This window comes from Bacillus sp. D7-8 (genome assembly GCF_052055895.1).
Classification (GTDB): domain Bacteria; phylum Bacillota; class Bacilli; order Bacillales; family Bacillaceae; genus Bacillus; species Bacillus velezensis.
This window is the reverse complement of record NZ_CP179922.1, coordinates 3,352,811-3,375,343: the sequence shown is the minus strand read 5'-3', so window position 1 is coordinate 3,375,343 and position 22,533 is coordinate 3,352,811. Positions and strand designations below refer to the sequence as shown.

25 protein-coding genes are annotated in these 22,533 nt (G+C 45.0%); 24 read left to right on the top strand and 1 reads right to left on the bottom strand.

Annotated features, from left to right (window positions below; translation table 11 throughout):
- Nucleotides 1–29: 29 nt before the first annotated feature.
- From ACKTRM_RS16630 to ftsX, 23 genes are all read left to right on the top strand, one after another.
- The gene (locus ACKTRM_RS16630) at nt 30–1,415 is read left to right on the top strand and encodes a DEAD/DEAH box helicase (protein ID WP_012118573.1); all 1,386 of its coding nucleotides are present in this window, start codon (nt 30–32) and stop codon (nt 1,413–1,415) included.
- A 57-nt stretch (nt 1,416–1,472) separates the two neighbouring features.
- Complete coding sequence (locus ACKTRM_RS16625) at nt 1,473–1,757, top strand: late competence development ComFB family protein (protein ID WP_007407481.1); 285 nt, start codon at nt 1,473–1,475, stop codon at nt 1,755–1,757.
- Nucleotides 1,758–1,762: 5 nt separating this feature from the next.
- The gene (locus tag ACKTRM_RS16620; protein ID WP_197197403.1) at nt 1,763–2,452 is read left to right on the top strand and encodes a phosphoribosyltransferase family protein; all 690 of its coding nucleotides are present in this window, start codon (nt 1,763–1,765) and stop codon (nt 2,450–2,452) included.
- Between the two features lie 73 nt (nt 2,453–2,525).
- Nucleotides 2,526–2,945 carry a TIGR03826 family flagellar region protein gene (locus tag ACKTRM_RS16615; RefSeq protein WP_012118571.1) on the top strand — a complete coding sequence of 140 codons (420 nt, stop codon included), beginning with the start codon at nt 2,526–2,528 and terminating at the stop codon, nt 2,943–2,945.
- A 69-nt stretch (nt 2,946–3,014) separates the two neighbouring features.
- Nucleotides 3,015–3,281, top strand: coding sequence for a flagellar biosynthesis anti-sigma factor FlgM (flgM, locus tag ACKTRM_RS16610; protein WP_003151393.1), 267 nt, complete (start codon nt 3,015–3,017; stop codon nt 3,279–3,281).
- A gap of 14 nt (nt 3,282–3,295) precedes the next feature.
- Nucleotides 3,296–3,778 carry a flagellar protein FlgN gene (locus ACKTRM_RS16605; protein WP_003151394.1) on the top strand — a complete coding sequence of 161 codons (483 nt, stop codon included), beginning with the start codon at nt 3,296–3,298 and terminating at the stop codon, nt 3,776–3,778.
- A 15-nt stretch (nt 3,779–3,793) separates the two neighbouring features.
- The gene (gene flgK / locus ACKTRM_RS16600) at nt 3,794–5,311 is read left to right on the top strand and encodes a flagellar hook-associated protein FlgK (protein WP_012118570.1); all 1,518 of its coding nucleotides are present in this window, start codon (nt 3,794–3,796) and stop codon (nt 5,309–5,311) included.
- A gap of 11 nt (nt 5,312–5,322) precedes the next feature.
- Entirely contained in the window at nt 5,323–6,240 is a 918-nt protein-coding gene (gene flgL / locus ACKTRM_RS16595) for a flagellar hook-associated protein FlgL (protein ID WP_012118569.1), read from the top strand.
- A gap of 90 nt (nt 6,241–6,330) precedes the next feature.
- Nucleotides 6,331–6,900 (top strand): DUF6470 family protein, encoded by a 570-nt coding sequence (locus ACKTRM_RS16590; protein ID WP_023357152.1) that lies wholly within the window; start codon nt 6,331–6,333, stop codon nt 6,898–6,900.
- Between the two features lie 29 nt (nt 6,901–6,929).
- Nucleotides 6,930–7,361: a flagellar assembly protein FliW gene (gene fliW, locus ACKTRM_RS16585; protein WP_007407475.1), complete on the top strand. Its 432-nt coding sequence runs from the start codon at nt 6,930–6,932 to the stop codon at nt 7,359–7,361.
- The gene (gene csrA / locus ACKTRM_RS16580) at nt 7,355–7,579 is read left to right on the top strand and encodes a carbon storage regulator CsrA (protein ID WP_003151402.1); all 225 of its coding nucleotides are present in this window, start codon (nt 7,355–7,357) and stop codon (nt 7,577–7,579) included. Before fliW ends, csrA begins: the two co-directional genes overlap by 7 nt.
- A 143-nt stretch (nt 7,580–7,722) precedes the next feature.
- Nucleotides 7,723–8,553, top strand: coding sequence for a flagellin Hag (gene hag / locus ACKTRM_RS16575; protein WP_007614094.1), 831 nt, complete (start codon nt 7,723–7,725; stop codon nt 8,551–8,553).
- Between the two features lie 250 nt (nt 8,554–8,803).
- Entirely contained in the window at nt 8,804–10,351 is a 1,548-nt protein-coding gene (locus ACKTRM_RS16570; protein ID WP_012118567.1) for a flagellar hook-associated protein 2, read from the top strand.
- 19 nt (nt 10,352–10,370) lie between these two features.
- Nucleotides 10,371–10,772, top strand: coding sequence for a flagellar export chaperone FliS (fliS, locus tag ACKTRM_RS16565; RefSeq protein ID WP_003151407.1), 402 nt, complete (start codon nt 10,371–10,373; stop codon nt 10,770–10,772).
- The gene (gene fliT / locus ACKTRM_RS16560; RefSeq protein WP_012118566.1) at nt 10,772–11,116 is read left to right on the top strand and encodes a flagella biosynthesis regulatory protein FliT; all 345 of its coding nucleotides are present in this window, start codon (nt 10,772–10,774) and stop codon (nt 11,114–11,116) included. Before fliS ends, fliT begins: the two co-directional genes overlap by 1 nt.
- 9 nt (nt 11,117–11,125) lie before the next feature.
- A complete protein-coding gene (locus tag ACKTRM_RS16555; RefSeq protein WP_003151412.1) occupies nt 11,126–11,503 on the top strand; it encodes a hypothetical protein in 378 nt (125 codons plus the stop codon).
- A gap of 194 nt (nt 11,504–11,697) precedes the next feature.
- Complete coding sequence (gene hpf, locus ACKTRM_RS16550) at nt 11,698–12,264, top strand: ribosome hibernation-promoting factor, HPF/YfiA family (RefSeq protein WP_003151413.1); 567 nt, start codon at nt 11,698–11,700, stop codon at nt 12,262–12,264.
- A gap of 166 nt (nt 12,265–12,430) precedes the next feature.
- Nucleotides 12,431–14,956 (top strand): preprotein translocase subunit SecA, encoded by a 2,526-nt coding sequence (gene secA, locus ACKTRM_RS16545; RefSeq protein ID WP_007407469.1) that lies wholly within the window; start codon nt 12,431–12,433, stop codon nt 14,954–14,956.
- A gap of 74 nt (nt 14,957–15,030) precedes the next feature.
- A protein-coding gene (prfB, locus tag ACKTRM_RS16540; RefSeq protein ID WP_096034905.1) for a peptide chain release factor 2 occupies nt 15,031–16,132 on the top strand; the annotation gives its coding sequence in 2 pieces (ribosomal slippage) (nt 15,031–15,102 and nt 15,104–16,132; 1,101 coding nt in all).
- A gap of 169 nt (nt 16,133–16,301) precedes the next feature.
- Nucleotides 16,302–17,150, top strand: a complete 849-nt coding sequence (locus ACKTRM_RS16535) for a YitT family protein (protein ID WP_012118565.1) — start codon at nt 16,302–16,304, stop codon at nt 17,148–17,150.
- 35 nt (nt 17,151–17,185) lie between these two features.
- A complete protein-coding gene (cccB, locus tag ACKTRM_RS16530; protein WP_003151417.1) occupies nt 17,186–17,527 on the top strand; it encodes a cytochrome c551 in 342 nt (113 codons plus the stop codon).
- A gap of 218 nt (nt 17,528–17,745) precedes the next feature.
- Nucleotides 17,746–18,432: a cell division ATP-binding protein FtsE gene (ftsE, locus tag ACKTRM_RS16525; protein WP_007407465.1), complete on the top strand. Its 687-nt coding sequence runs from the start codon at nt 17,746–17,748 to the stop codon at nt 18,430–18,432.
- Nucleotides 18,425–19,315 carry a permease-like cell division protein FtsX gene (gene ftsX, locus ACKTRM_RS16520; protein ID WP_007407464.1) on the top strand — a complete coding sequence of 297 codons (891 nt, stop codon included), beginning with the start codon at nt 18,425–18,427 and terminating at the stop codon, nt 19,313–19,315. The genes ftsE and ftsX overlap by 8 nt, the downstream gene beginning before the upstream one ends.
- A gap of 46 nt (nt 19,316–19,361) precedes the next feature.
- On the opposite strand, the gene ACKTRM_RS16515 is transcribed toward ftsX, so the two are convergent.
- The gene (locus ACKTRM_RS16515; protein ID WP_012118564.1) at nt 19,362–20,768 is read right to left on the bottom strand and encodes a right-handed parallel beta-helix repeat-containing protein; all 1,407 of its coding nucleotides are present in this window, start codon (nt 20,766–20,768) and stop codon (nt 19,362–19,364) included.
- Nucleotides 20,769–20,977: 209 nt separating this feature from the next.
- Between ACKTRM_RS16515 and ctpB the strand changes: the two genes are divergently transcribed.
- Nucleotides 20,978–22,336 (top strand): carboxy-terminal processing protease CtpB, encoded by a 1,359-nt coding sequence (ctpB, locus tag ACKTRM_RS16510; RefSeq protein WP_371833989.1) that lies wholly within the window; start codon nt 20,978–20,980, stop codon nt 22,334–22,336.
- The last annotated feature ends 197 nt before the right edge of the window (nt 22,337–22,533 follow it).

Sequence of the window (22,533 nt, the reverse complement as noted above, 5' to 3'; positions counted from 1 at the left end):
CATACTTTGAGCAGAAAGGAGGCAGGGAGATGTCCGAAGGTGCTTCAGAATTTTCAGAGGTGCGGGATTTCTTTTTCGGCCGGCATTTATTGAGATCTGAGGTACCGTTTTCAGATCATCACATCAAGCGTGTTACAGAAAAAGAATATATAACGGCCGAGCCGTCAATCATCCGCCGGAAAAACCGTTACGTCTGCCAACGATGCGGTCAGTCTGATCAAGCCAGCTTTGCGGCATTTTGGGCGCCCTCTGCCAAAAGGCAGATTACCTATTGCCGTGCCTGTGTCGTGATGGGAAGGGCTGATGAACTGACATCATTATATTCTTGGAATCAAGCCCATGAAAACAGCTGGGAGCCTGTAAAGCTTTCTTGGGAAGGAACACTGACAGACGGACAGAAGCGGGCGGCCGCCGCGCTTACAGATGCGATAAAAGAGAGACAAGAGCTGTTAGTATGGGCGGTTTGCGGATCGGGGAAAACAGAGATGCTGTTTCCGGGTATCGAGTTTGCGCTGAATCACGGTTTGCGCGTCTGTGTCGCGACTCCGCGTACAGATGTCGTACTTGAACTGCTGCCGAGACTGAAAAAAGCATTTGAGAAAGTCGAAGTTTCTGCTTTGTACGGCGGCAGCGAGGACAAAGGCCGTCTGACTCCGTTAATGATTTCAACCGCTCACCAGCTGATGCGCTACCGAGACATTTTTGATGTCATGATAATAGATGAAGTAGATGCGTTTCCTTTTTCAGCCGATGAGACATTAAGATTCGCTGTTGATAAAGCGAGGAAGAAAAACAGCGCCCTTGTTTATGTAACGGCAACTCCTTCAGACACATTAAAAAAGAAGGCTGAAGCCGGTTTGCTGAAAAGCGTCCGCATACCGGCCAGATATCATCGGAAACCCCTCCCGGAGCCGCGTTTTTTGTGGTGCGGCAATTGGAAGAAGAAGCTTCAGAAAGGAAAACTGCCGCGCTCTGTAACGGATTGGGTCCGCCAAAAACTTCAATCACATCTGCCGGTTTTCTTATTCGTTCCGTCTGTACACGTATTGAAAAAGACAACGGATTATTTTCAGAAATTAAACATACGGGCAGAAGGCGTACATGCGGAAGACACATTCAGAAAGGATAAAGTGAAACGGTTCAGAAACGGCCGGCTTGACCTGCTGGTAACGACTACGATTTTAGAAAGAGGGGTCACCGTGCCCAAAGTTCAGACATGTGTCCTCGGCGCAGAAGCACCTATCTTTACTGAGAGCGCGCTCGTACAGATCGCGGGCAGAACGGGAAGGCATTATAAACATTTCAGCGGTGATGTCGTCATGTTTCATTTCGGAATCACAAGCGGAATGAAAAAAGCAAAAAAACATATAGAACATATGAACAAATTGGCACAAAAAAGTAAATTGTTGGACTAGTTAATTTCAGAAAACGTGATACAGTATACTCATACTTTCCTATGAGGAGCTGTCAGCATGCTTGTCAATTCAAAAGAAATCGTATTAAAGGAACTTCTCGACCGCCATATGTCTCAGCTTCATATGAAATGCACATGCCGGGTATGCAAAAATGATGTACTGGCACTTTCATTAAACCGGGCTGAGCCGGCATATGTTACAGATAAAAAGAAAGTTGCTTATGCAAAAGCAGAGATAGTTGATAAACAGAAAAATACGGCGCTGCTTGTCATTCTGGCTGAATCAGCGGCGATTGTTTCGGTTAATCCAAGCGAGTTCTGTGAAACTCGGGAAGGAGCGTAATATCTCTGAATTGTTTATTGTGTGACTCACCAATTTCAAGTTCATTGACTTGGAGATCTCTGTTTTCTCTGGCGCCCGAGCAAGAGATATGCAGCATATGCAGCAGCAAATTCGAAAAAATTGAAGGCCCCGTATGCAGTATATGCGGGAGGCCTCAGGAGTCAAATGAAAAATGCGCTGATTGTGCGGCCCGGGAATCAAAAACGGAAAAGCGCTTTTTGCTGCGGCAAAACCGTTCGGTATATTTGTATAATGATGCGATGAAGGACTCATTGGCCCGTTTTAAATTCAGGGGTGATGCGAAAATCATTCAAGCATTTGAACGTGACTTTGCTGCCGGCTTTAAAGCGGCATATCCATCAAATACACATACTCTCATCCCTATTCCGCTGAGCGGCGAACGGCTGGCGGAACGCGGATTCAATCAATCCGAGCTGCTGGCCTCTCTGCTCGGAATGCCCGTCATTTCCCCCCTCATCCGACTGAACAACGAAAAACAATCCAAAAAGAGCAAAACAGACAGGCTGTCTGCAGAAAAAAAGTTTTCAGCAGCCGAAAACTCCGCCACAGGTATGAACGTCATTTTAATAGATGATATTTATACGACGGGCGCCACACTTCACCAAGCCGCCGAAGTCCTGCTGACAGCGGGCAAAGCGTCATCGGTCTCCTCTTTTACTTTAATCAGGAGCTAAATCATTCTTTTTTTCTGCCGATATAATTGATAGAAATATAAGGCAGATTAAAGAAGGAATAGGAGTTAATACGATGGGTGAATTGGCGAATTGTCCAAAATGCAATGCTTTATTTTTTAAAACGAACCTGCAGACCGTGTGCCAGGCATGTATTAAAGAAGAAGAAAAAGCATTTGAAACCGTCTATAAATTTTTGAGAAAGCAGATCAACAGACAGTCGACGATGCAGCAGATCACTGAGGAAACAGGTGTGGATGAAGAGCTGATCCTCAAGTTTATCAAACAAAAAAGGATTCAGATCAGCCAGCTTCCGAATTTGGCATATCCTTGCGAAAGGTGCGGAAATCCAATCAGGACGGGGAAATTTTGCAAGTCCTGTCAGACAGATATTGAGTCGCAATTAGACCATATGAACCAAAAAACAGCCGCTGAATTCGAAGAGAAAAACAGTACAAAAGACACATACTATGCCTATAATACCAAAAACACCTGATTCCCTAAACTAACTGATAACGCAGTCGATAAAAGAATTAGACTGCGAACAGAAAGCGAGAGGAATCCTATGAAAATCAATCAGTACGGAACACAATCCGTTAATCCATACCAAAAAAATTACGAAAAGCAAGCCGTACAAAAAGAGGCTGCAAAGCCGAAGGACAAAGTGGAAATTTCTTCTCATGCAAAAGAGCTTCAAAATGCGTCAGATGCGGTCACTAAAACACGACAGGAAAAAATCGCTCAGCTTAAAGCGGATATAGAGAGCGGAACATATAAAATAGATTCAAACAGCATCGCTGAAAACATAGTAAATTTCTATAAAAAGCAATAAAAAGGAGAAAGCCAATGTCAGCAAAGCCAATTATTGATCAACTGAAGCGACTTTGCGCACTGCATGAACATCTGCTCACGCTGTCTGAGGAGAAAACGGAAGCGCTGAAAGCAGGTAAAACAAAAGAGCTCTCCAACATATTGACCAAAGAGCAAAAGTATATTCAGGCAATCGGGCAGACTGAGGAAGAGCGAATCAGGTTAACTTCTCAGTTTCTCAGCCGCGGTGAGGACAATACAATTGCTGCATGCATCTCCAGAACTTCAGGCAGTGAAAAACAGGAGCTTGAAGGGTTATTTCACTCTTTGTCTGCGCTTCTTGACCGTCTGAAAGAAGTGAATGAGATGAACAAACAGCTCACGATTCAGGCTTTACAATTCATCTCGGGGGCATTCGATATGATCATGCCGGGTGAAAAAGAGAACATGAATTATAAAGAGCCGCAAGCGGCGCGCAAGCCTGTCAGCCGTTTGACATTATTCGATTCAAAAGCTTAGAACGGAGGATTTTCAATGCCATCGACTTTTATGGGGCTCGAAACAGCAAGGCGTGCATTGAGTGCGCAGCAGACTGCATTGAGCACAGTTTCAAATAACGTTGCAAATGCAAATACAGAAGGATATACGAGGCAGCGCGTCACATTACAATCGACAAGCCCTTATCCCGCAGTATCAAAAAACAGTGATCTGACGGCCGGCCAAATCGGAACAGGAGTAAAAGCCGGTTCAGTTGAGCGCGTCAGAGACAGTTTTTTAGACTATCAGTACAGAACTGAAAATACAAAATTAGGGTACTATACAGCCCGTTCCAATTCATTGTCACAAATGGAAGGCGTCATGAAAGAGCTTGACGATAACGGATTAAACGGATCGCTCAGTTCGTTTTGGAATGCCCTTCAGGATCTGGCGACGAATCCGGAAAATACGGGAGCGCGCTCAGTTTTGCAGGAGCAGGGGAAATCTCTTGCCGAAAGTTTTAACTATATATCTACCTCTTTGACTAACATTCAGGGTGATATTAAAAAGAACCTGGATAACACAGCGGATCAGGTCAATTCCATTCTCAATCAGCTGAATGACCTTAACAATCAAATTGCAGCAGTTGAGCCGAGCGGTATGCTCCCTAATGATTTGTATGACCAAAGAGACAGATTGATTGATCAATTATCTTCTATGGCAAATATAAAAGTTTCATATAATAAGTCGGGCGGACATGCCTTGGCGACTGCTGAGGGCACGGTTAACGTCGAATTGCTGAACGGAAACAACAATTCTCTCGGTACGCTGCTCGACGGTAACACAAAAACAGTTTCAGAAATGAAAATCAACTACGACAAGGACAGCGGCCTCGTGTCGAGTGTGTCAGTCGGCAGCAGTACGGTGAATGCGGATGCATTTACCGGAAAAGGCTCACTTTTAGGTCTTATTGAATCATACGGCTATATGTCAAACGGAGAAGAAAAAGGTCTTTATCCTGAAATGCTGACGGCTCTTGACAATATGGCGCTGTCCTTTGCTGACGCGTTTAATGCAGTTCATGAAAAAGGGAAGACCTATACAGGAGAACAGGGTGCAGCATTTTTTGATTTCAGCGGTGTTGAAGCGGTGCCGGCAAAAGGTGCGGCAGCGAAAATAAAAGTCAGTGACAAAATCCTTGCGTCTACTGATAATATCGCAGCGTCGTTAAACGGAGAAAAAAGTGACGGCACAAACGCGACAAATCTTGCAGCCGTACAGAACAGCAAGCTGACTATTAACGGTGAAACCACTACAATTAATGACTTTTATGAATCCCTTATCGGAAAGCTGGGCGTTAATTCACAAAAAGCGGCCAATCTTATGAACAACTCTGAAAGCAACACCCTTTCAGCCGATGAACGGAGACAATCTGTCAGTGCAGTGTCTTTAGATGAAGAAATGACAAATATGATTCAGTTTCAGCACGCTTATAATGCGGCTGCGCGGATCATAACGATGCAGGATGAAATATTCGATAAAATTATTAACGGTATGGGCACCGGAGGAAGATAGGAGATAAGTAAATGAGAGTAACTCAAGGGATGATCGCAAAAAATTCTCTTCGATTTATCGGCTCAAGTTATGACAAGCTCGATCGGCTTCAACAGCAAGTGTCTACGGGGAAAAAAATCACGAAAGCTTCAGATGATCCGGTCGTTGCAATGAAGGGAATGCAGTACCGTACTCAACTTGCGCAGGTAAACCAGTATCAGCGGAATGTTTCGCAAGGCTTTACATGGCTGGAAAACTCGGAATCAAGCGTAAACTCGGAAACGGATATTATGGGAAAAATCCGGGACTTGATGGTTCAGGCGAAAAGTGATTCGAATGGTGAAACAGAATTGAAAGCAATCGGTACAGAAATCGGCCAGCTGAAAAAGCAGCTCGTTTCTGTCGCGAATACTCAGGTAAACGGACGTTATCTGTTTAACGGAACAAATTCAGATGTCCCGCCGATCACTGAAAATGCCGACGGCACATATACGTACAACTATGAGAATTATACAGGTGCTTCGGATGTTAACATCAACATCTCGAACGGAGCAGTGCTGAAAGTGAATTCTGATCCAAACTCAGCTTTCGGAGGCGTCGCACAAAATGGAGATAATGTTTTTGAATTTCTTAACTCCTTAGAAGCTTCTTTAAGCAAAGGCACGCTGTCCGAAGCAGATTCAGATCAAGTTCTGTCAGATATTGACGGTTTTACTGATAAAATGAATGCTGAAAAATCCAATATCGGCGCACGCACAAACCGGTTGGAACTCATTCAGACAAGATTGGAATCACAAGCGGCAACCGCTGAAAAAGTATTGTCCGATAATGAAGATGTAGAAATGGAAGATGTAATTGTTGATTATTTATCTCAACAGACGGTTCATAGAGCAGCGCTGTCAGTGAATGCGAATATCATTCAGCCGTCACTGATTGACTTTCTGAAATAATTTAACTGACCGTCTTCAATATATAAAAAAGCGACTCACACCAGGGAGATCGCTTTTTTTACTAAAATACTATAAACAGGAGGGATCTCTGTGCAGATGCCGAGATTGATTATTGACAGTGTGCCTGCTAAAATCGGTATAACCTTTCAAAAGGAAGAAATCGAGATGGAACAGCCGCCCGCTGACCTGGAAATCGAGCAGCCGCCGGCAGAGCTGAACATTGAAAGCACGCCGACCAAACTGACGATTGACCAGACGAGGGCGTGGGAGAACTTGAATCTCAAATCATTTGAAAAGCTGAACGCTGAAGCCGCCCAGAAAGGCGCGGAAGCCTGCAGCGAGTTTATCGCAAAAACAGTCAGGGAAGGGAAGGAAATGGCGGCTATCGAAAAGAAAACGGGCAATGTGATGGCCCGGCAGGCAGCAGATGTCAGGCCGCCCGATCCATTCGGCGAATTCAGCGACTTTCTGCCTGCGCAGTTTCTCGTCGACATTGACTGCATTCCTTCAAAGCTTACGATTGATATTGAAGCCCGCAAACCTTCAATTGAAGCAGCCGTCAATAAACCTGTATGGAATTATACGCCGGGGAAAGTTCAGATTGATATGATGCAAGACCCTAAGGTGACGATTTCGGTTGATGATGACAACGCAGAATAAAAGATGAAAGTGGTAAAGGATTGTGAAGCATGATAATTAAAACAAAATATCACGGAGAAATCAGAATAGACGAAGGGCAGATTATCTCATTTGAAAACGGCCTGCCGGGATTTAATGACGAGACTCAATTTGTTGTTCTTCCTTTGTCGGAAGATTCACCGTTTTTGGCGCTGCAGTCTGTCAAACAGGAGCACATCGCCTTTATTGTCGCCAGTCCGTTTATTTTCTTTAAAGGGTACGAATTTGACATTGACCATGCGACGCTTGAACTTTTGCATATTGAAGATATAGAGGACGTCGAAGTGATGGCGATTTTAACGCTGGAAGAGCCTTTTGAAAACACGACCGCCAATTTAAAAGCGCCGATTATCGTCAATAAAAAGGAAATGAAGGCGAAACAAATCATTTTACATGATGCTTCCTATGAAACAAAACATCTGATAGGAGGAGGATCATGCTAGTTCTCTCAAGAAAAGTGAATGAGTCCATTCAGATCGGGCCGGATATTGAAATAAAGGTGATCGCCATCGAAGGAGAACAAGTGAAGCTGGGAATTGAAGCGCCTCAGCACGTAGATATTCACAGGAAAGAAATCTACTTGTCGATCCTGGAAGAGAACAACAGAGCTGTATCTTTTAATACTGATTTATTACTTAACCTATCCTCACAAAAAAAGTGAGGATTTTTTTATTTTCAATATAAACAATAGAAACGGCCATCCGATATATATAGTGTAGCCAATGAGAGGAAAAATTTTCTTCAGAATGACGCTGCGCAAATGCACAAGGACGTGCGAAAAACAATTCAGGGAGGAAATACAAAATGAGAATCAACCACAATATCGCGGCTCTTAACACTAGCCGTCAGCTGAATGCAGGTTCAAACTCTGCTGCAAAAAACATGGAAAAATTATCTTCAGGTCTTCGCATCAACCGCGCTGGTGATGACGCTGCGGGTCTTGCGATCTCTGAAAAAATGCGTTCCCAAATCCGCGGTTTAGACATGGCTTCTAAAAACGCTCAAGACGGAATCTCTCTTATCCAAACGGCTGAGGGTGCATTAAACGAAACTCACAGCATTCTTCAGCGTATGAGCGAGCTTGCTACACAAGCGGCTAACGACACGAACACTACTTCTGACCGTGCTGAGTTACAAAAAGAAATGGATCAGCTTTCTTCTGAAGTAACTAGAATTTCTACAGACACAGAATTCAACACAAAGAAATTACTTGATGGTACAGCAACTGACCTGACTTTCCAAATCGGTGCCAATGAAGGTCAAACTATGAAACTTTCAATTAATAAAATGGATTCTGAAAGTCTTGCTGTTGGGACTGCTACTGCAGGAATTGATATCTCTACTTCCGCAGATGCAGCATCTACTGCTCTTACAACAATCAAAACAGCTATCGACACAGTTTCAAGCGAGCGCGCTAAACTTGGTGCGGTTCAAAACCGTTTAGAGCACACAATCAACAACCTTGGTACTTCTTCTGAGAACCTGACTTCTGCTGAATCACGTATCCGTGACGTAGACATGGCTTCTGAGATGATGGAGTACACGAAAAACAACATCCTTACTCAGGCTTCTCAAGCTATGCTTGCGCAAGCTAACCAACAGCCTCAGCAAGTTCTTCAATTGCTGAAAGGTTAATGACGGAAAGATCCTGGTTCTCCAGGGTCTTTTTTTTATTTCTTCAGCTATCTCCCCCTTCAGCAAGCCAAAGAACCCTATTGACAAAATGAAACATTATATTTTGCAGTTAAATTATTGAAAACCTTTTAATATGACCGATATAAGAATAAGATCATACATTTATGGAGCTGTGATATGATAAACAGTCGGAAACTCACTGTTGTCATAGAGCCGTCTACGACTAAACGCCGAAAAGGAGAGGGTACATATGGTCACAAGAATCACAGGCCTTAATTCCGGTCTTGATGTAGATTCTCTGGTGAAAAAAATGATGGATGCCGAAAAGCAGCCGCTTAATAAATTAAACCAGCAAAAGCAGACGCTTGAATGGAAGCGCGATGCTTATCGGGAAGTGAATACCCAGATTGCCGACATGTATTCTACGACATTTAATAATATGCTGATGTCCACAAACTGGAATAAAAAAACAGTAACAAGTTCGGATTCCAGTGTCAGCGCGGTGGCCGTCAGTGCTGAGCAGAATATTTCAACGAGTATGTCTGTACAGCAGCTGGCCACTTCGACGACATATAAATCATCAGGGGCCATCAATTTCACTTCAGGTCAGAGCCAAACATTGAAATTCAATGTCACAAATCCGGGTGAAACGAAGCCGACTGAGGTAAACGTCACGATCGCCGCAACCGATACGATTGACGATGTCATTTCCAAACTGAACAGCTCGGGTCTCGGAGTGACGGCTTTAAAAGAGAAAATTTCCAACGGCACGGATTATGTGGACACGATTGCGTTCACTTCCAATAAAACGGGGGAAGGATTTACCCTTTCAGCAGGTGATGACGCAACCAAAAGCTTTCTGAAAGATCAGCTCGGTTTTGCCGTTGATGATGCAACAAATGAACTGACGGCCAATGCCGAAGGGAAAAACGCGAAGTTTACGTTCAACGGGCTTGAAATGACAAAAACGTCAAATAACTTTACGATCAACGGCATCAAATACACGCTGAACAGCGTGACGGACAGCAATAAAACGGTTACGATTAACAGCACGACTGATACGGACGGCATTTTTGACAACATTAAAGATTTCGTTGATAAATACAATACGTTAATTAAAAGTGCAAACGAGAAGGTAACAGAATCAAAATACCGCGATTATAAGCCGCTAACCGATGAACAAAGAGAAGCGATGACCGATAAGCAGATTGAGCAGTGGGAGGCAAAGGCCAAAAGCGGGTTATTACGGAGCGACAGCACGCTGCAGAACGGTTTGGCTGAAATGCGGCTTGATCTGTACTCAACGGTTACGATTGACGGAAAAAAATATCAGCTTGCCGATTTCGGTATAGAGACGTCTAGTTATGAGGATCAAGGAAAGTTTGGAAAGCTTGTCATTAAAGACGAAGCGAAACTGAAACAGAAAATTACCGAGAACCCCTCTCTCGTGGCTAAGCTGTTTAATGCAGACAGTACAAGTACGATTACAGACAGCTCAACCGGTAAGACTATCAAAAACCCGGAGGAGCAGGGGATTGCCCGGAGATTAAAAGACACTTTAAACAAAATGCAGACTCAAATTTCAAAACAGGCGGGTACGGAAAGCTCGGTATCATCCAGCTTTGCCATCGGAAAAAGCCTGAATGAAATAGAAACAAATATTTCCAATATGAAAACGAAGCTGGATGACATCGAATCGAGATATTATAAAAAGTTCAGCGCACTGGATACGGCATTGGAGAAATTGAACAGCCAATCTTCATATCTCACGTCAATGTTAGGATCTTCAACATCATAACCTTGGAGGTTTTATAAAAATGGCAATAAATAATCCTTTTGCTGCTTATCAGCAGACATCCGTCTTTACAGCCGCTCCGGAAGAGCTGACCCTTATGCTTTATAACGGCTGCCTGCGATTCATTAAGCTGGCCAGGCAGGCGATGAAGCAAAACAACCTTGAAGCCAAAAATGAAAATATCGTAAAGGCGCAAAACATCATTCAAGAGCTCAGCATCACGTTAAACCGGGAGATTGAGATATCTGAACAGATGTCATCCATTTATGATTACATCCGCCGCCGGCTGATCGATGCGAACGTGCAGAATAACGGAGAGTTTTTAGATGAAGCGGAAAAGCTCGTTACTGAATTTCGCGACACGTGGAAGCAGGCCATGCAGAGTGAACGGAAAAACAGCCACGGCGCGGGCGGCCTTGCCTGATGAACAGCAATGTCTTTTCTTTGTATAACGAAACGAAGAACATGTACGCCGCACTGAAGGACGCCCCGGAAAGCGACGATCTCATCAGCAGCGTTACGGCATTTACGGAGAAAAGGGAGGAGATGCTTGCAGGCATAAAGCCGCCTTTTTCCGAAGAAGAAAAAACGCTGCTTCAGCAGGTGGCCGCGATGGACCGCCTGATTACCGGCGAAGTGAAACGGATTCAGGATGGTATACGAAATGAAATAAAAACGCTTAAGAAAAAACGAATCTACCATAATACGTATTTCAATCCGTATCATCAAACGACAAGTGACGGCCGTTATTACGACAAACGCAAATAGGTGAGTGTTTTGAGAAGTTTGAACGATTACCATTTGGTGTCAGCCTATTACCAGCTTCTTTTTACGATTGATGAGGGGCTTTGCTACCTGTTGGACACGCAGGATGATTTTTTTAAGACGGAGGGCGAGCGGATTTACAACGATTTGATTCAGGCTTTTTTTCATCTCGATTCCTCTCATGCGCTTCTGCTGTCTATCATTGAGTGCCGATGCGTGGAGACGGCGATCCGCTCATTTGACGAGATCTTTCAGGATTTCAGCATGTTAAATGATTATGATTTCCCGTCCGCCCCTTTTCAGGAGTTTTTAAAAACCATCTTTCTGCCGCATTATAAGCTGTGGATGGAGCAGACGCACGACTGCATCAAACCGTATGTTCTTCACTAGACCTGCTGCAAGCGGCAGGTCTTTTGCCTGCGTCCTCCGCATATACTTATAATCCTGGCGGAAGCTGCCGGATAAAACCGACACCATTCGTCATCGTTCACCGAATTTACACATTATTTTAACGTTTCAGCAGGGATCAGAAGGGGTAAAAGAGAAATAGTTACATATCCTTAGATAAAGGGAGGCGTTCTTTGATGAACTACAATATCAGAGGAGAAAACATTGAGGTTACACCTGCGTTAAAGGATCATGTGGAGAGAAAAATCGGCAAGCTGGAGCGATATTTCGAGCAGAGCGTCAATGCCGATGTGAACGTCAACTTAAAATTCTATAATGATAAGGAATCCAAAGTTGAAGTCACCATTCCGATGACTGATCTGGCGCTTCGTTCTGAAGTGCATAACGAGGATATGTACAATGCAATTGATCTCGCAACAAACAAGCTGGAACGTCAAATCCGAAAGCACAAAACAAAAGTCAACCGAAAATTCCGCGAGCAGGGTCTTCCGAAACATTATTTCGAGAACGGCAGCGCTGCTGATACGGGCGTAGCGGTTCAGGACGAAATTGAAGATGACAGCCCGGAAATTGTCCGTCAAAAGCGTTTTAATTTAAAACCGATGGATAATGAAGAAGCGATTCTCCAAATGAATATGCTCGGACATAATTTCTTCGTATTCACCAACGCGGAGACGAATCTCACAAACGTCGTTTACCGCAGAAATGACGGCAAATACGGATTAATTGAACCGACTGAATAAACCCATCCAGCCTTCCGTGAACGCGCGGAAGGTTTTTCTCTATCTTTACCTGCAAATTCTTTGGAAATAGCAAAAGGTATGTTATGATAATGAGAGGTATACATGGACAGAAAATTATCATTTATTCCATGCAAAATCTGCATGTGAACATAGAGGAGCGTTATAGATGCTTGGGATTTTAAATAAAATGTTTGATCCGACCAAACGTGCGCTGAACAAATACGAAAAAATAGCAAATGACATTGATGCCGTAAGAGGAGATTATGAAAATCTCTCTGACGAGGCGCTTAAACATAAAACGGCAGAATTTAAAGAGCGGCTTGAAAAAGGAGAAACGACGGATGACCTTCTTGTCGAAGCGTTTGCCGTCGTTCGTGAAGCTTCCCGCCGCGTAACCGGCATGTTCCCGTTTAAAGTACAGCTGATGGGGGGCATCGCCCTTCATGAAGGGAACATCTCCGAAATGAAAACAGGGGAAGGGAAAACGCTGACGTCCACGCTTCCCGTGTATTTAAATGCGTTGACGGGAAAAGGCGTTCACGTCGTAACGGTCAACGAATATCTGGCGAGCCGTGATGCCCAGCAAATGGGAGAAATCTTTGCGTTTCTCGGGCTTACAGTCGGCCTGAACCTGAATTCGATGTCAAAAGACGAAAAGCGTGAAGCTTACGCAGCCGATATCACGTATTCAACGAACAATGAACTCGGCTTTGATTATTTGCGTGACAACATGGTGCTCTATAAAGAACAGATGGTGCAGCGCCCGCTTCATTTTGCCGTTATTGATGAAGTCGATTCAATTTTAGTCGATGAAGCGAGAACGCCATTGATTATTTCCGGACAAGCTCAGAAGTCCACAAAACTGTACGTGCAGGCAAATGCGTTTGTCCGCACACTCAAGAAAGATCAGGATTATACGTATGACGTCAAAACGAAGGGCGTTCAGCTGACGGAAGAAGGAATGACGAAGGCTGAAAAAACGTTCGGCATCGACAACCTGTTTGATGTCAAAAACGTGGCCTTGAACCACCATATCAACCAGGCTTTAAAAGCCCATGCGGCGATGCAGAAAGACGTGGATTATGTTGTTGAGGACGGCCAGGTCGTCATCGTTGATTCCTTCACCGGCCGTCTGATGAAAGGACGCCGCTACAGCGAAGGTCTTCACCAGGCGATTGAGGCGAAAGAAGGCCTGGAGATTCAAAATGAAAGCATGACATTGGCGACGATTACGTTCCAAAACTATTTCCGTATGTACGAAAAGCTGGCCGGTATGACCGGTACCGCAAAAACGGAAGAGGAAGAATTCCGCAATATTTATAACATGCAGGTTGTATCCATCCCGACCAACCAGCCGGTCATCCGTGACGACCGTCCGGACTTGATCTACCGCTCAATGGAAGGGAAATTCAAGGCGGTGGCGGAGGATGTCGCCCAGCGCTACATGACCGGACAGCCGGTTCTTGTCGGCACGGTTGCCGTTGAAACGTCTGAATTGATTTCTAAACTTCTGAAAAACAAAGGGATTCCGCATCAGGTGCTGAATGCCAAAAACCATGAGCGTGAAGCTCAGATTATTGAAGAAGCGGGACAAAAAGGCGCTGTCACGATTGCGACCAACATGGCGGGACGCGGAACCGACATTAAACTCGGCGAAGGCGTAAAAGAGCTTGGCGGCCTTGCAGTCGTCGGTACGGAACGCCACGAATCCCGCCGGATTGACAATCAGCTCCGCGGACGTTCAGGACGTCAGGGAGACCCGGGCATCACACAATTTTATCTTTCAATGGAAGATGAATTGATGCGCCGTTTCGGAGCTGAACGGACGATGGCGATGCTTGACCGGTTCGGTATGGATGACTCCACGCCGATTCAGAGCAAAATGGTGTCACGCGCCGTGGAATCATCTCAAAAACGTGTCGAAGGAAACAACTTTGATTCACGTAAACAGCTTCTTCAATATGACGACGTGCTCCGTCAGCAGCGCGAAGTCATTTACAAGCAGCGTTTTGAAGTCATTGACTCTGAAAACCTGCGTGACATTGTGGAAGGCATGATCAAGTCTTCTCTGGAGCGTGCGATTGCCGCTTATACGCCGAAAGAGGAGCTTCCGGAAGAATGGAATCTTGACGGCCTCGTGGAGCTGGTGAATTCAACGTATCTTGATGAAGGCGCACTTGAAAAGAGCGATATCTTCGGAAAAGAACCGGATGAAATGCATGAGATGATCATGGACCGCATCATGACAAAATATAATGAAAAAGAAGAGAATTTCGGCACAGAGCAGATGCGTGAATTTGAAAAAGTCATCGTATTGCGTGCCGTTGATTCAAAATGGATGGATCATATTGATGCGATGGATCAGCTGCGTCAAGGGATTCACCTCCGCGCTTATGCGCAGACAAATCCGCTGCGTGAATATCAAATGGAAGGCTTCGCAATGTTTGAGCACATGATTGAGTCCATTGAGGACGAAGTTGCGAAATTCGTCATGAAGGCCGAGATTGAAAGCAATCTGGAACGCGAAGAAGTTGTTCAGGGCCAAACGACGGCTCATCAGCCGCAGGACGGCGATGAGGCCAAACAAGCGAAAAAAGCGCCGGTGCGAAAAGTTGTGGATATCGGACGCAACGCGCCTTGCCATTGCGGCAGCGGAAAAAAATATAAAAATTGCTGCGGCCGGACAGAATAGTCTCGACTGTATGAAGCGAACATGACCGGGTCTGCGTCTTATGGCGCCCCGGATCTTTTAATGAGGTGAATGGAATGGAATTATCAGAAATCAGGGCAGAGCTCGAAAATATGGCTTCTCGTTTAGCGGACTTCAGGGGGTCTCTTTGACCTCGAATCAAAGGAAGCCCGCATTGCAGAATTAGATGAAAAGATGGCGGAACCGGAATTCTGGAATGACCAGCAGAAGGCCCAAACCGTCATCAATGAAGCGAACGGTCTGAAAGAATACGTGAACTCCTATCATCAGCTGAGCGAGTCTCACGAAGAGCTGCAAATGACACATGATCTTTTAAAAGAAGAACCTGACCAGGACCTTCAGCAAGAGCTTGAAAAAGAGCTGAAGTCATTAACGAAGGAATTGAATGAATTTGAGCTTCAGCTGCTGCTCAGTGAACCATATGACAAAAATAACGCGATTTTAGAACTTCATCCGGGGGCCGGCGGTACGGAATCCCAGGACTGGGGTTCCATGCTGCTCAGAATGTATACCCGCTGGGCGGAAAGACGCGGTTTCAAAGTTGAAACGCTTGATTATCTCCCGGGAGATGAAGCAGGAATTAAGTCTGTCACACTGCTCATTAAAGGCCACAATGCATACGGCTATTTAAAAGCGGAAAAAGGCGTACACCGCCTCGTGCGGATTTCTCCATTTGATTCATCAGGCCGCCGCCACACGTCATTCGTGTCTTGTGAAGTCATGCCTGAATTCAATGAAGAAATCGACATTGATATTCGTACCGAAGATATTAAAGTTGATACGTACCGGGCGAGCGGTGCCGGCGGACAGCACGTCAATACGACTGATTCAGCCGTTCGGATCACCCACCTGCCGACAAATGTAGTCGTCACGTGCCAGACGGAACGTTCACAAATCAAAAACCGAGACCGGGCGATGAAAATGCTCAAAGCGAAGCTGTATCAGCGCAGAATTGAAGAACAGCAGGCGGAGCTTGACGAAATCCGCGGCGAACAGAAAGAAATCGGCTGGGGCAGCCAAATCCGCTCGTACGTCTTCCATCCGTACTCCATGGTGAAAGATCACCGTACCAATACCGAAATGGGGAACGTGCAGGCGGTTATGGACGGAGATATCGATATCTTCATTGACGCCTATTTACGTTCTAAACTGTCGTAATCCGGGAACACACCTGCCTTTGGCAAGGTGTGTTTTTTTATCCGTTCTCTTTCTCCATTTTTCACAACAGCGCTTTAGCAAATTAATACGGTATTTGGCTGTTATTTACTTCTAAGCCGGGAAGACTTAAAATGCTATCGAGAGAAAATCGGAGAACGGAGGATTTTTCATGGATGTGAATCACAATAAGCCGCTCCGTCTGATCAAAGATTATATCTACATCATGATCGGCGCGGCGATTACGGGGATCGTGTTTAACGTATTTTTGCTGCCGAACCGTATAGCAGCGGGGGGAGTAAGCGGGATCAGCACCATTTTAGAAACGTTTGGTTTTGAACCGGCTTACGTGCAGTGGATTATTAACATCCCTTTGTTTATCGCCGGAGTGATCATTCTCGGCGGGAAGTTCGGAATGAAGACACTGGTCGGTTCCATCGTTCTGCCGCTCGCCGTCTATTTAACAAGAGATCTGCCTGCCGCGACGACCCATGAACTGCTGGCGGCGATTTTCGGAGGCGTCGGGATCGGAACGGGAATCGGCATCGTGTATCTCGGCAAAGGCTCCACGGGGGGAACGGCTCTGGCGGGGCAGATCATTCACAAATACACGGGGCTGTCGCTGGGAACGTGCCTTGCCATCATGGACGGATTAATTGTGCTGAGCGCGATGCTCGTTTTCGGAGTGGAGCAGGGACTGTATGCGATGCTCGGGGTATTTATTTCAAGCAAAACGATTGATGTCGTGCAGGTCGGGTTCAACCGCTCCAAAATGGCTTTAATCATTACGCAGCATGAAGAAGCCGTCAGATCGGCTGTGTTTAAAGAAATCGACAGGGGTGTGACGAAGATTTCCGCAGTCGGCGGGTATACGGAACATGACCGTCCGATCTTAATGTGTGTCGTCGGCCAGACCGAATTCACAAAACTGAAACAAATCGTCAAACAGATTGATGAGTCAGCCTTTGTCATTGTCGCAGACGCAAGCGAGGTGCTCGGCGAGGGTTTCAAACGCGCGTAAACGGGGTTATAATAGCGAAGGGGTGCATCTTACATATGAAATCAAAATGGGCGCTGCTGGCGCTGGTTCTGACCATGTCCGTCCTGCTGGCGGCATGCGGCGGTTCCAATGAATCGAAAAAAGAAAGCTCTGACAGTTCAGGCGGGTCAAAAGCATCTGCGTCAGCAGGAGAAGAGCTTTATCAGCAAAGCTGTATCGGCTGCCACGGAAAAGACTTAGAAGGCGGCGGAGGTCCGAATTTACAGGAAGTCGGCGGGAAGTATGATGAAGCTAAAATTGAAAGCATCATTAAAAACGGACGCGGCAATATGCCGAGCCATCTTGTAAATGATGAGGAAGCCGCGAAGATCGCAAAATGGCTGTCACAGAAAAAATAACAGAAAAACCTTGCCTGTTATAGGGGCAAGGTTTTTTCACGGTCTGGGAATGAAAAGAAACTGTAATAGTAATATGTCTAAATTTGACGTATAATGAAGTGTACTGAGGAAAAGGAACTTTCAGATTTTTTATCTGTTTCCTGACGAATCGGCCATAAACCGCTGTACGTTTGCGAACTCTATGGCTGCAAGACATAATTAAAAGATTAGGTGATTTCATGATAGAGATGAAAGAAGTATATAAATCCTATCCGAACGGTGTAAAAGCGATTAACGGGCTGTCAGTCATGATTCATCCCGGAGAATTTGTATATGTCGTAGGACCGAGCGGAGCCGGTAAATCTACTTTTATTAAAATGATTTACAGAGAAGAAAAACCGACAAAAGGGCAAATATTGATTAATCATAAAGATCTCGCGTCTGTGAAAGAAAAAGAGATTCCTTTCGTGCGGCGTAAAATAGGCGTTGTTTTCCAAGATTTCAAACTTCTTCCGAAACTGACGGTATTTGAAAACGTCGCGTTCGCGCTTGAGGTGATCGGAGAGCAGCAGTCAGTCATTAAAAAACGCGTGCTCGAAGTGCTCGATCTTGTGCAGCTGAAGCATAAAGCGCGGCAGTTTCCCGACCAGCTTTCCGGAGGAGAACAGCAGCGTGTTTCCATCGCGAGATCCATCGTCAACAATCCTGACGTCGTGATAGCTGACGAACCGACGGGCAACCTTGATCCGGTAACATCATGGGAAGTCATGAAGACGCTGGAAGAGATTAATAACCGCGGAACGACCGTCGTGATGGCGACACACAATAAAGAAATAGTAAACACCATGAAGAAACGGGTCATCGCGATCGAAGACGGAATTATTGTGCGTGATGAGTCAAGAGGGGAGTATGGTTCTTATGATTAAAATTCTCGGGCGCCATTTGCGTGAGAGTTTTAAATCTCTCGGAAGAAACACATGGATGACATTTGCATCCATCAGTGCCGTTACCGTTACATTGATTTTGGTCGGCGTGTTTTTAGTCATTATGCTGAATTTAAACAACATGGCTAAAAATGCTGAAAAAGAAGTGGAAATTAAAGTATTAATCGATCTGACGTCTAATAAGAAAACGCAGGATACGCTGCAGAATGAGATTAAAGACATCTCGGGAATCCAAAGCGTAGAGTTTTCATCTAAAGATAAAGAGCTTGATCAATTGGTCAAAAGCTTCGGCGACAGCGGAAAGGCCATGAAAATGCAAGATCAGGAAAACCCGCTGAACAACGCGTTTATCGTCAAAACGACAGATCCGCATGATACGCCGAAAGTCGCGAAAAAAATTGAGAAGCTTGATCATGTGTATAAAGTGACATACGGGAAAGAAGAAGTCAGCCGTCTGTTTAAGATCGTCGGGGTGTCACGCAACATCGGGATTGCGTTAATCATCGGCCTTCTGTTCACGGCGATGTTCTTAATTTCAAATACGATTAAAATCACGATTTTCGCCAGAAGAAAAGAGATTGAAATCATGAAGCTTGTCGGCGCGACAAACTGGTTTATCCGCTGGCCGTTCTTCCTGGAAGGGCTGCTGCTGGGGGTATTCGGTTCTATCATACCGATCGCTCTCGTGCTGAGTACGTACCAATCGATGGTCGCTTGGGTGGCCCCGAAAGTTCAGGGCTCATTTGTTTCACTTCTGCCGTACAGTCCGTTTGTGTTCCAAGTATCACTTGTGCTCATTCTGATCGGCGCGGTTATCGGAGTATGGGGAAGTCTGACTTCCATCCGGAAATTCCTTCGTGTATAAATACAAAAGCCAGTCTGATATAGACTGGCTTTTTTTAATGGTTTCGTTACTGAATGACGGGCAGGGCCGGTGATCCGGGCTTTAATGTAAAGTCATAAGACGATTCGTCACGGTACATCGGGTCCGCATAAATGGAATCCGAATCGTTTGCCGTTCCTTTTTGGTACGCTGTGAATGAATCATATTCTCTGTTCTTCCAATTCCAAATGCCGTCCTTTCCCGCTTCTTTGTGATAGACGTTATGATTAACGGTATTGCCTTCGTTTTTCGTATAATCATTTGCGATAAAAATCCGTGAACCGCTTGCCGTCATGATGTTTTTTTCGATCGTGTTCCCTTTTGTGCCGTACTGCAGCAGCAGCTGGCCGCCGTCAAGGTCCTTCGTGTCATTTCGATACATAATGTTATGAGCGATCACCGAATTGATGGTGCCGCCGCGTTTCGTGTCATAGCCTCCGATTGAAATACCGGTGTAAGCATTGCCGTACACCTTGTTATCCGTAATCCGGATATCTCGTGCGTATTTCCCTTTATGCTCAGAGGTGGCTTCAATCCCAAGATCATTGTTGTAAACGGTGTTATTCTTAATGTCCACATGTTCTGCGCCGTCAACGTAAATACCGCCCGCTGAATATTCATCTCCGTAAGCGGGATTTCCGTAAGAAGAGTTATGGCTCACCGTATTGTTTTCAATGACGCCGTTTCGCGCATAGTCGTTTTGCTTGGACGTTCCTTCGTATCCGATCACGTCAATCCCGATATTGTTATTGTCCCGGATGGTATTGCCGGCAATCTTAAATCCGTCAACATTCCCGTTCAGCACGACCGCTTCGCTTGCGCCGAGCGTCAGTTTTTCAACCGTATTATTTGTGATGCTGACATCCTTCATGGCGCCTGTGCCGTAAAACGCGATACCGTGTGCATTTCCCTCATCAGCCGTGGTTTTAATGTTTCGGATATGGTTGCCGTCAATGTTGATATGACTGCTTGATCCGGTGACGCAGATCCCCATGGCCGTTGCATCTTCTGATGATACGGAGAGATTCTCAAGCGTAACGCCGTGAATGGTAATGTACTGTTTATTGCGGATTTGAATTAACGGAGTTTCAGAATCGCTTTTTGGCGCAGATTTGCCGCTGATTGAGACATGCTCATTCTGATAGTTCCGAAATGTAATCGGCTTTTCGGCCGTGCCGCTATGCTTTACTTCAAACGTTTCATCGTACGTCCCTTCCCGAATCAATACGGTTGTTCCGGCCTCTGCCTTTTCAGCCGCATGTTTTAATGTGCGGAACGGCTTTTCTTTCGTTCCTTCATTTTGGTCGCTGCCTGCGGGAGAAACATACAAGGCGTCCGTCTGCATTTTTTCATTGGCCTCTGTTTTTGGCCAGACAAAGGCGGTAATGCCTGCGGCCAGAACCGCCGCGGATAAAATCGATAATTTTATTTTCATATCGCATTCTCCTGTATATTTAATGAATTGCATACAAAATATTATACGTTACCCATATATATGAAACAATCTCGCATTTTCATTTTTTTGTTGCCGTTACATGAATTCTTTGCAATTTACACATACTATCTCCAGGTTTTCGTAAAAGGACTAAGAGGAGGTAAACGATGAAGCAGAAAATGATCGCAGTGATAGCGGCCGTCAGCATCATGTGCGGCGGAGCTCATATTGCCGGGGCAGTACAGCCGAATTCATCAGACGCAGAAAGAAGCCGGGCAATGGAAAAAATCGAAAAAGCTTATGAGCTGATCTCGAACGAATACGTGGAAAATGTAGATAAAGAAAAGCTTCTTGAAGGAGCGATTCAGGGGATGCTGTCTACATTAAACGACCCTTATTCCGTTTATATGGACAAGCAGACCGCTAAGCAGTTTTCCGATTCTCTTGATTCTTCTTTCGAAGGGATCGGCGCTGAAGTCGGTATGGAGGACAATAAAATCATTATCGTATCACCGTTTAAGCAATCTCCGGCGGAAAAAGCGGGACTCAAGCCGAATGATGAAATCATCAGCATAAACGGCGAGTCAATGAACGGGAAAGGTTTAAACGAAGCCGTGCTGAAAATCAGAGGAAAAAAAGGATCGAAGGTTTCTATTAAAATACAGCGTCCGGGTACTGATAAACAGCTGTCATTCCGGATTAAAAGAGCGGAAATCCCGCTTGAAACCGTATTTGCTTCCCGCAAAGAATCAGGCGGTCATCATGTCGGCTACATCGGCATATCGACATTTTCCGAGCATACCGCCCAGGACTTCGCCGCGGCGCTGAAAAAGCTTGAAAAACAAGGGATTGACGGTCTCGTCCTTGATGTAAGAGGGAATCCCGGCGGCTACCTTCAAAGCGTTGAACAAATTTTAAAGCATTTCATCACAAAAGACATGCCGTATATCCAAATTGCGGAGCGTAACGGCGATAAAAAGCAATATTTCTCAACCTTAAAACATAAGAAGCCGTATCCCGTCAATGTCATTACGGATAAAGGAAGCGCCTCCGCTTCAGAAATTCTTGCGGGTGCGTTAAAAGAAGCGGGACATTATGACGTTGTCGGTGACACTTCTTTCGGTAAAGGAACGGTTCAGCAGGCCGTGCCTATGGGAGACGGGAGCAACATTAAATTGACGCTTTACAAATGGCTGACACCGAAAGGCAATTGGATCCACAAAAAAGGCATTGCTCCGACAATTGCTGTGAGCCAGCCGGATTATTTTGCGGCGGGACCGCTTCAGCTGAAACAGCCGCTTCAGCCTGATATGAACAGCGCGGATGTCAAGCACGCTCAAATCCTGCTGAAAGGCCTAGGCTTCGACCCGGGCAGAGCAGACGGCTATTTCAGCAAAACAATGAAAAAAGCCGTTCTGGCGTTTCAAGACCGGTACAAACTTGATAAAACAGCGGTCATTGATAAAAAGACAGCGGAAAAAATGAATCAGCTGATGAATGAACAGAAATCTGACGAAAAAAATGATTTACAGCTGCAAATGGCGTTAAAATCATTATTTGTAAAATAAATGAAAAGGAGGCGTTTTTTACGTCTCCTGTTTCTTTTGTCACACTCTAAAAATGAACTAAAAGACATATAATTATGTCGGTTTTGACAAGATATTAAAAAAATTTTCACATTTAAACATTTATAAAGGACAAACATTACCCGATATTTATAGAGAAGAGAGACTTTATGCCGAGTTAATATGTATTCAAAATGAAA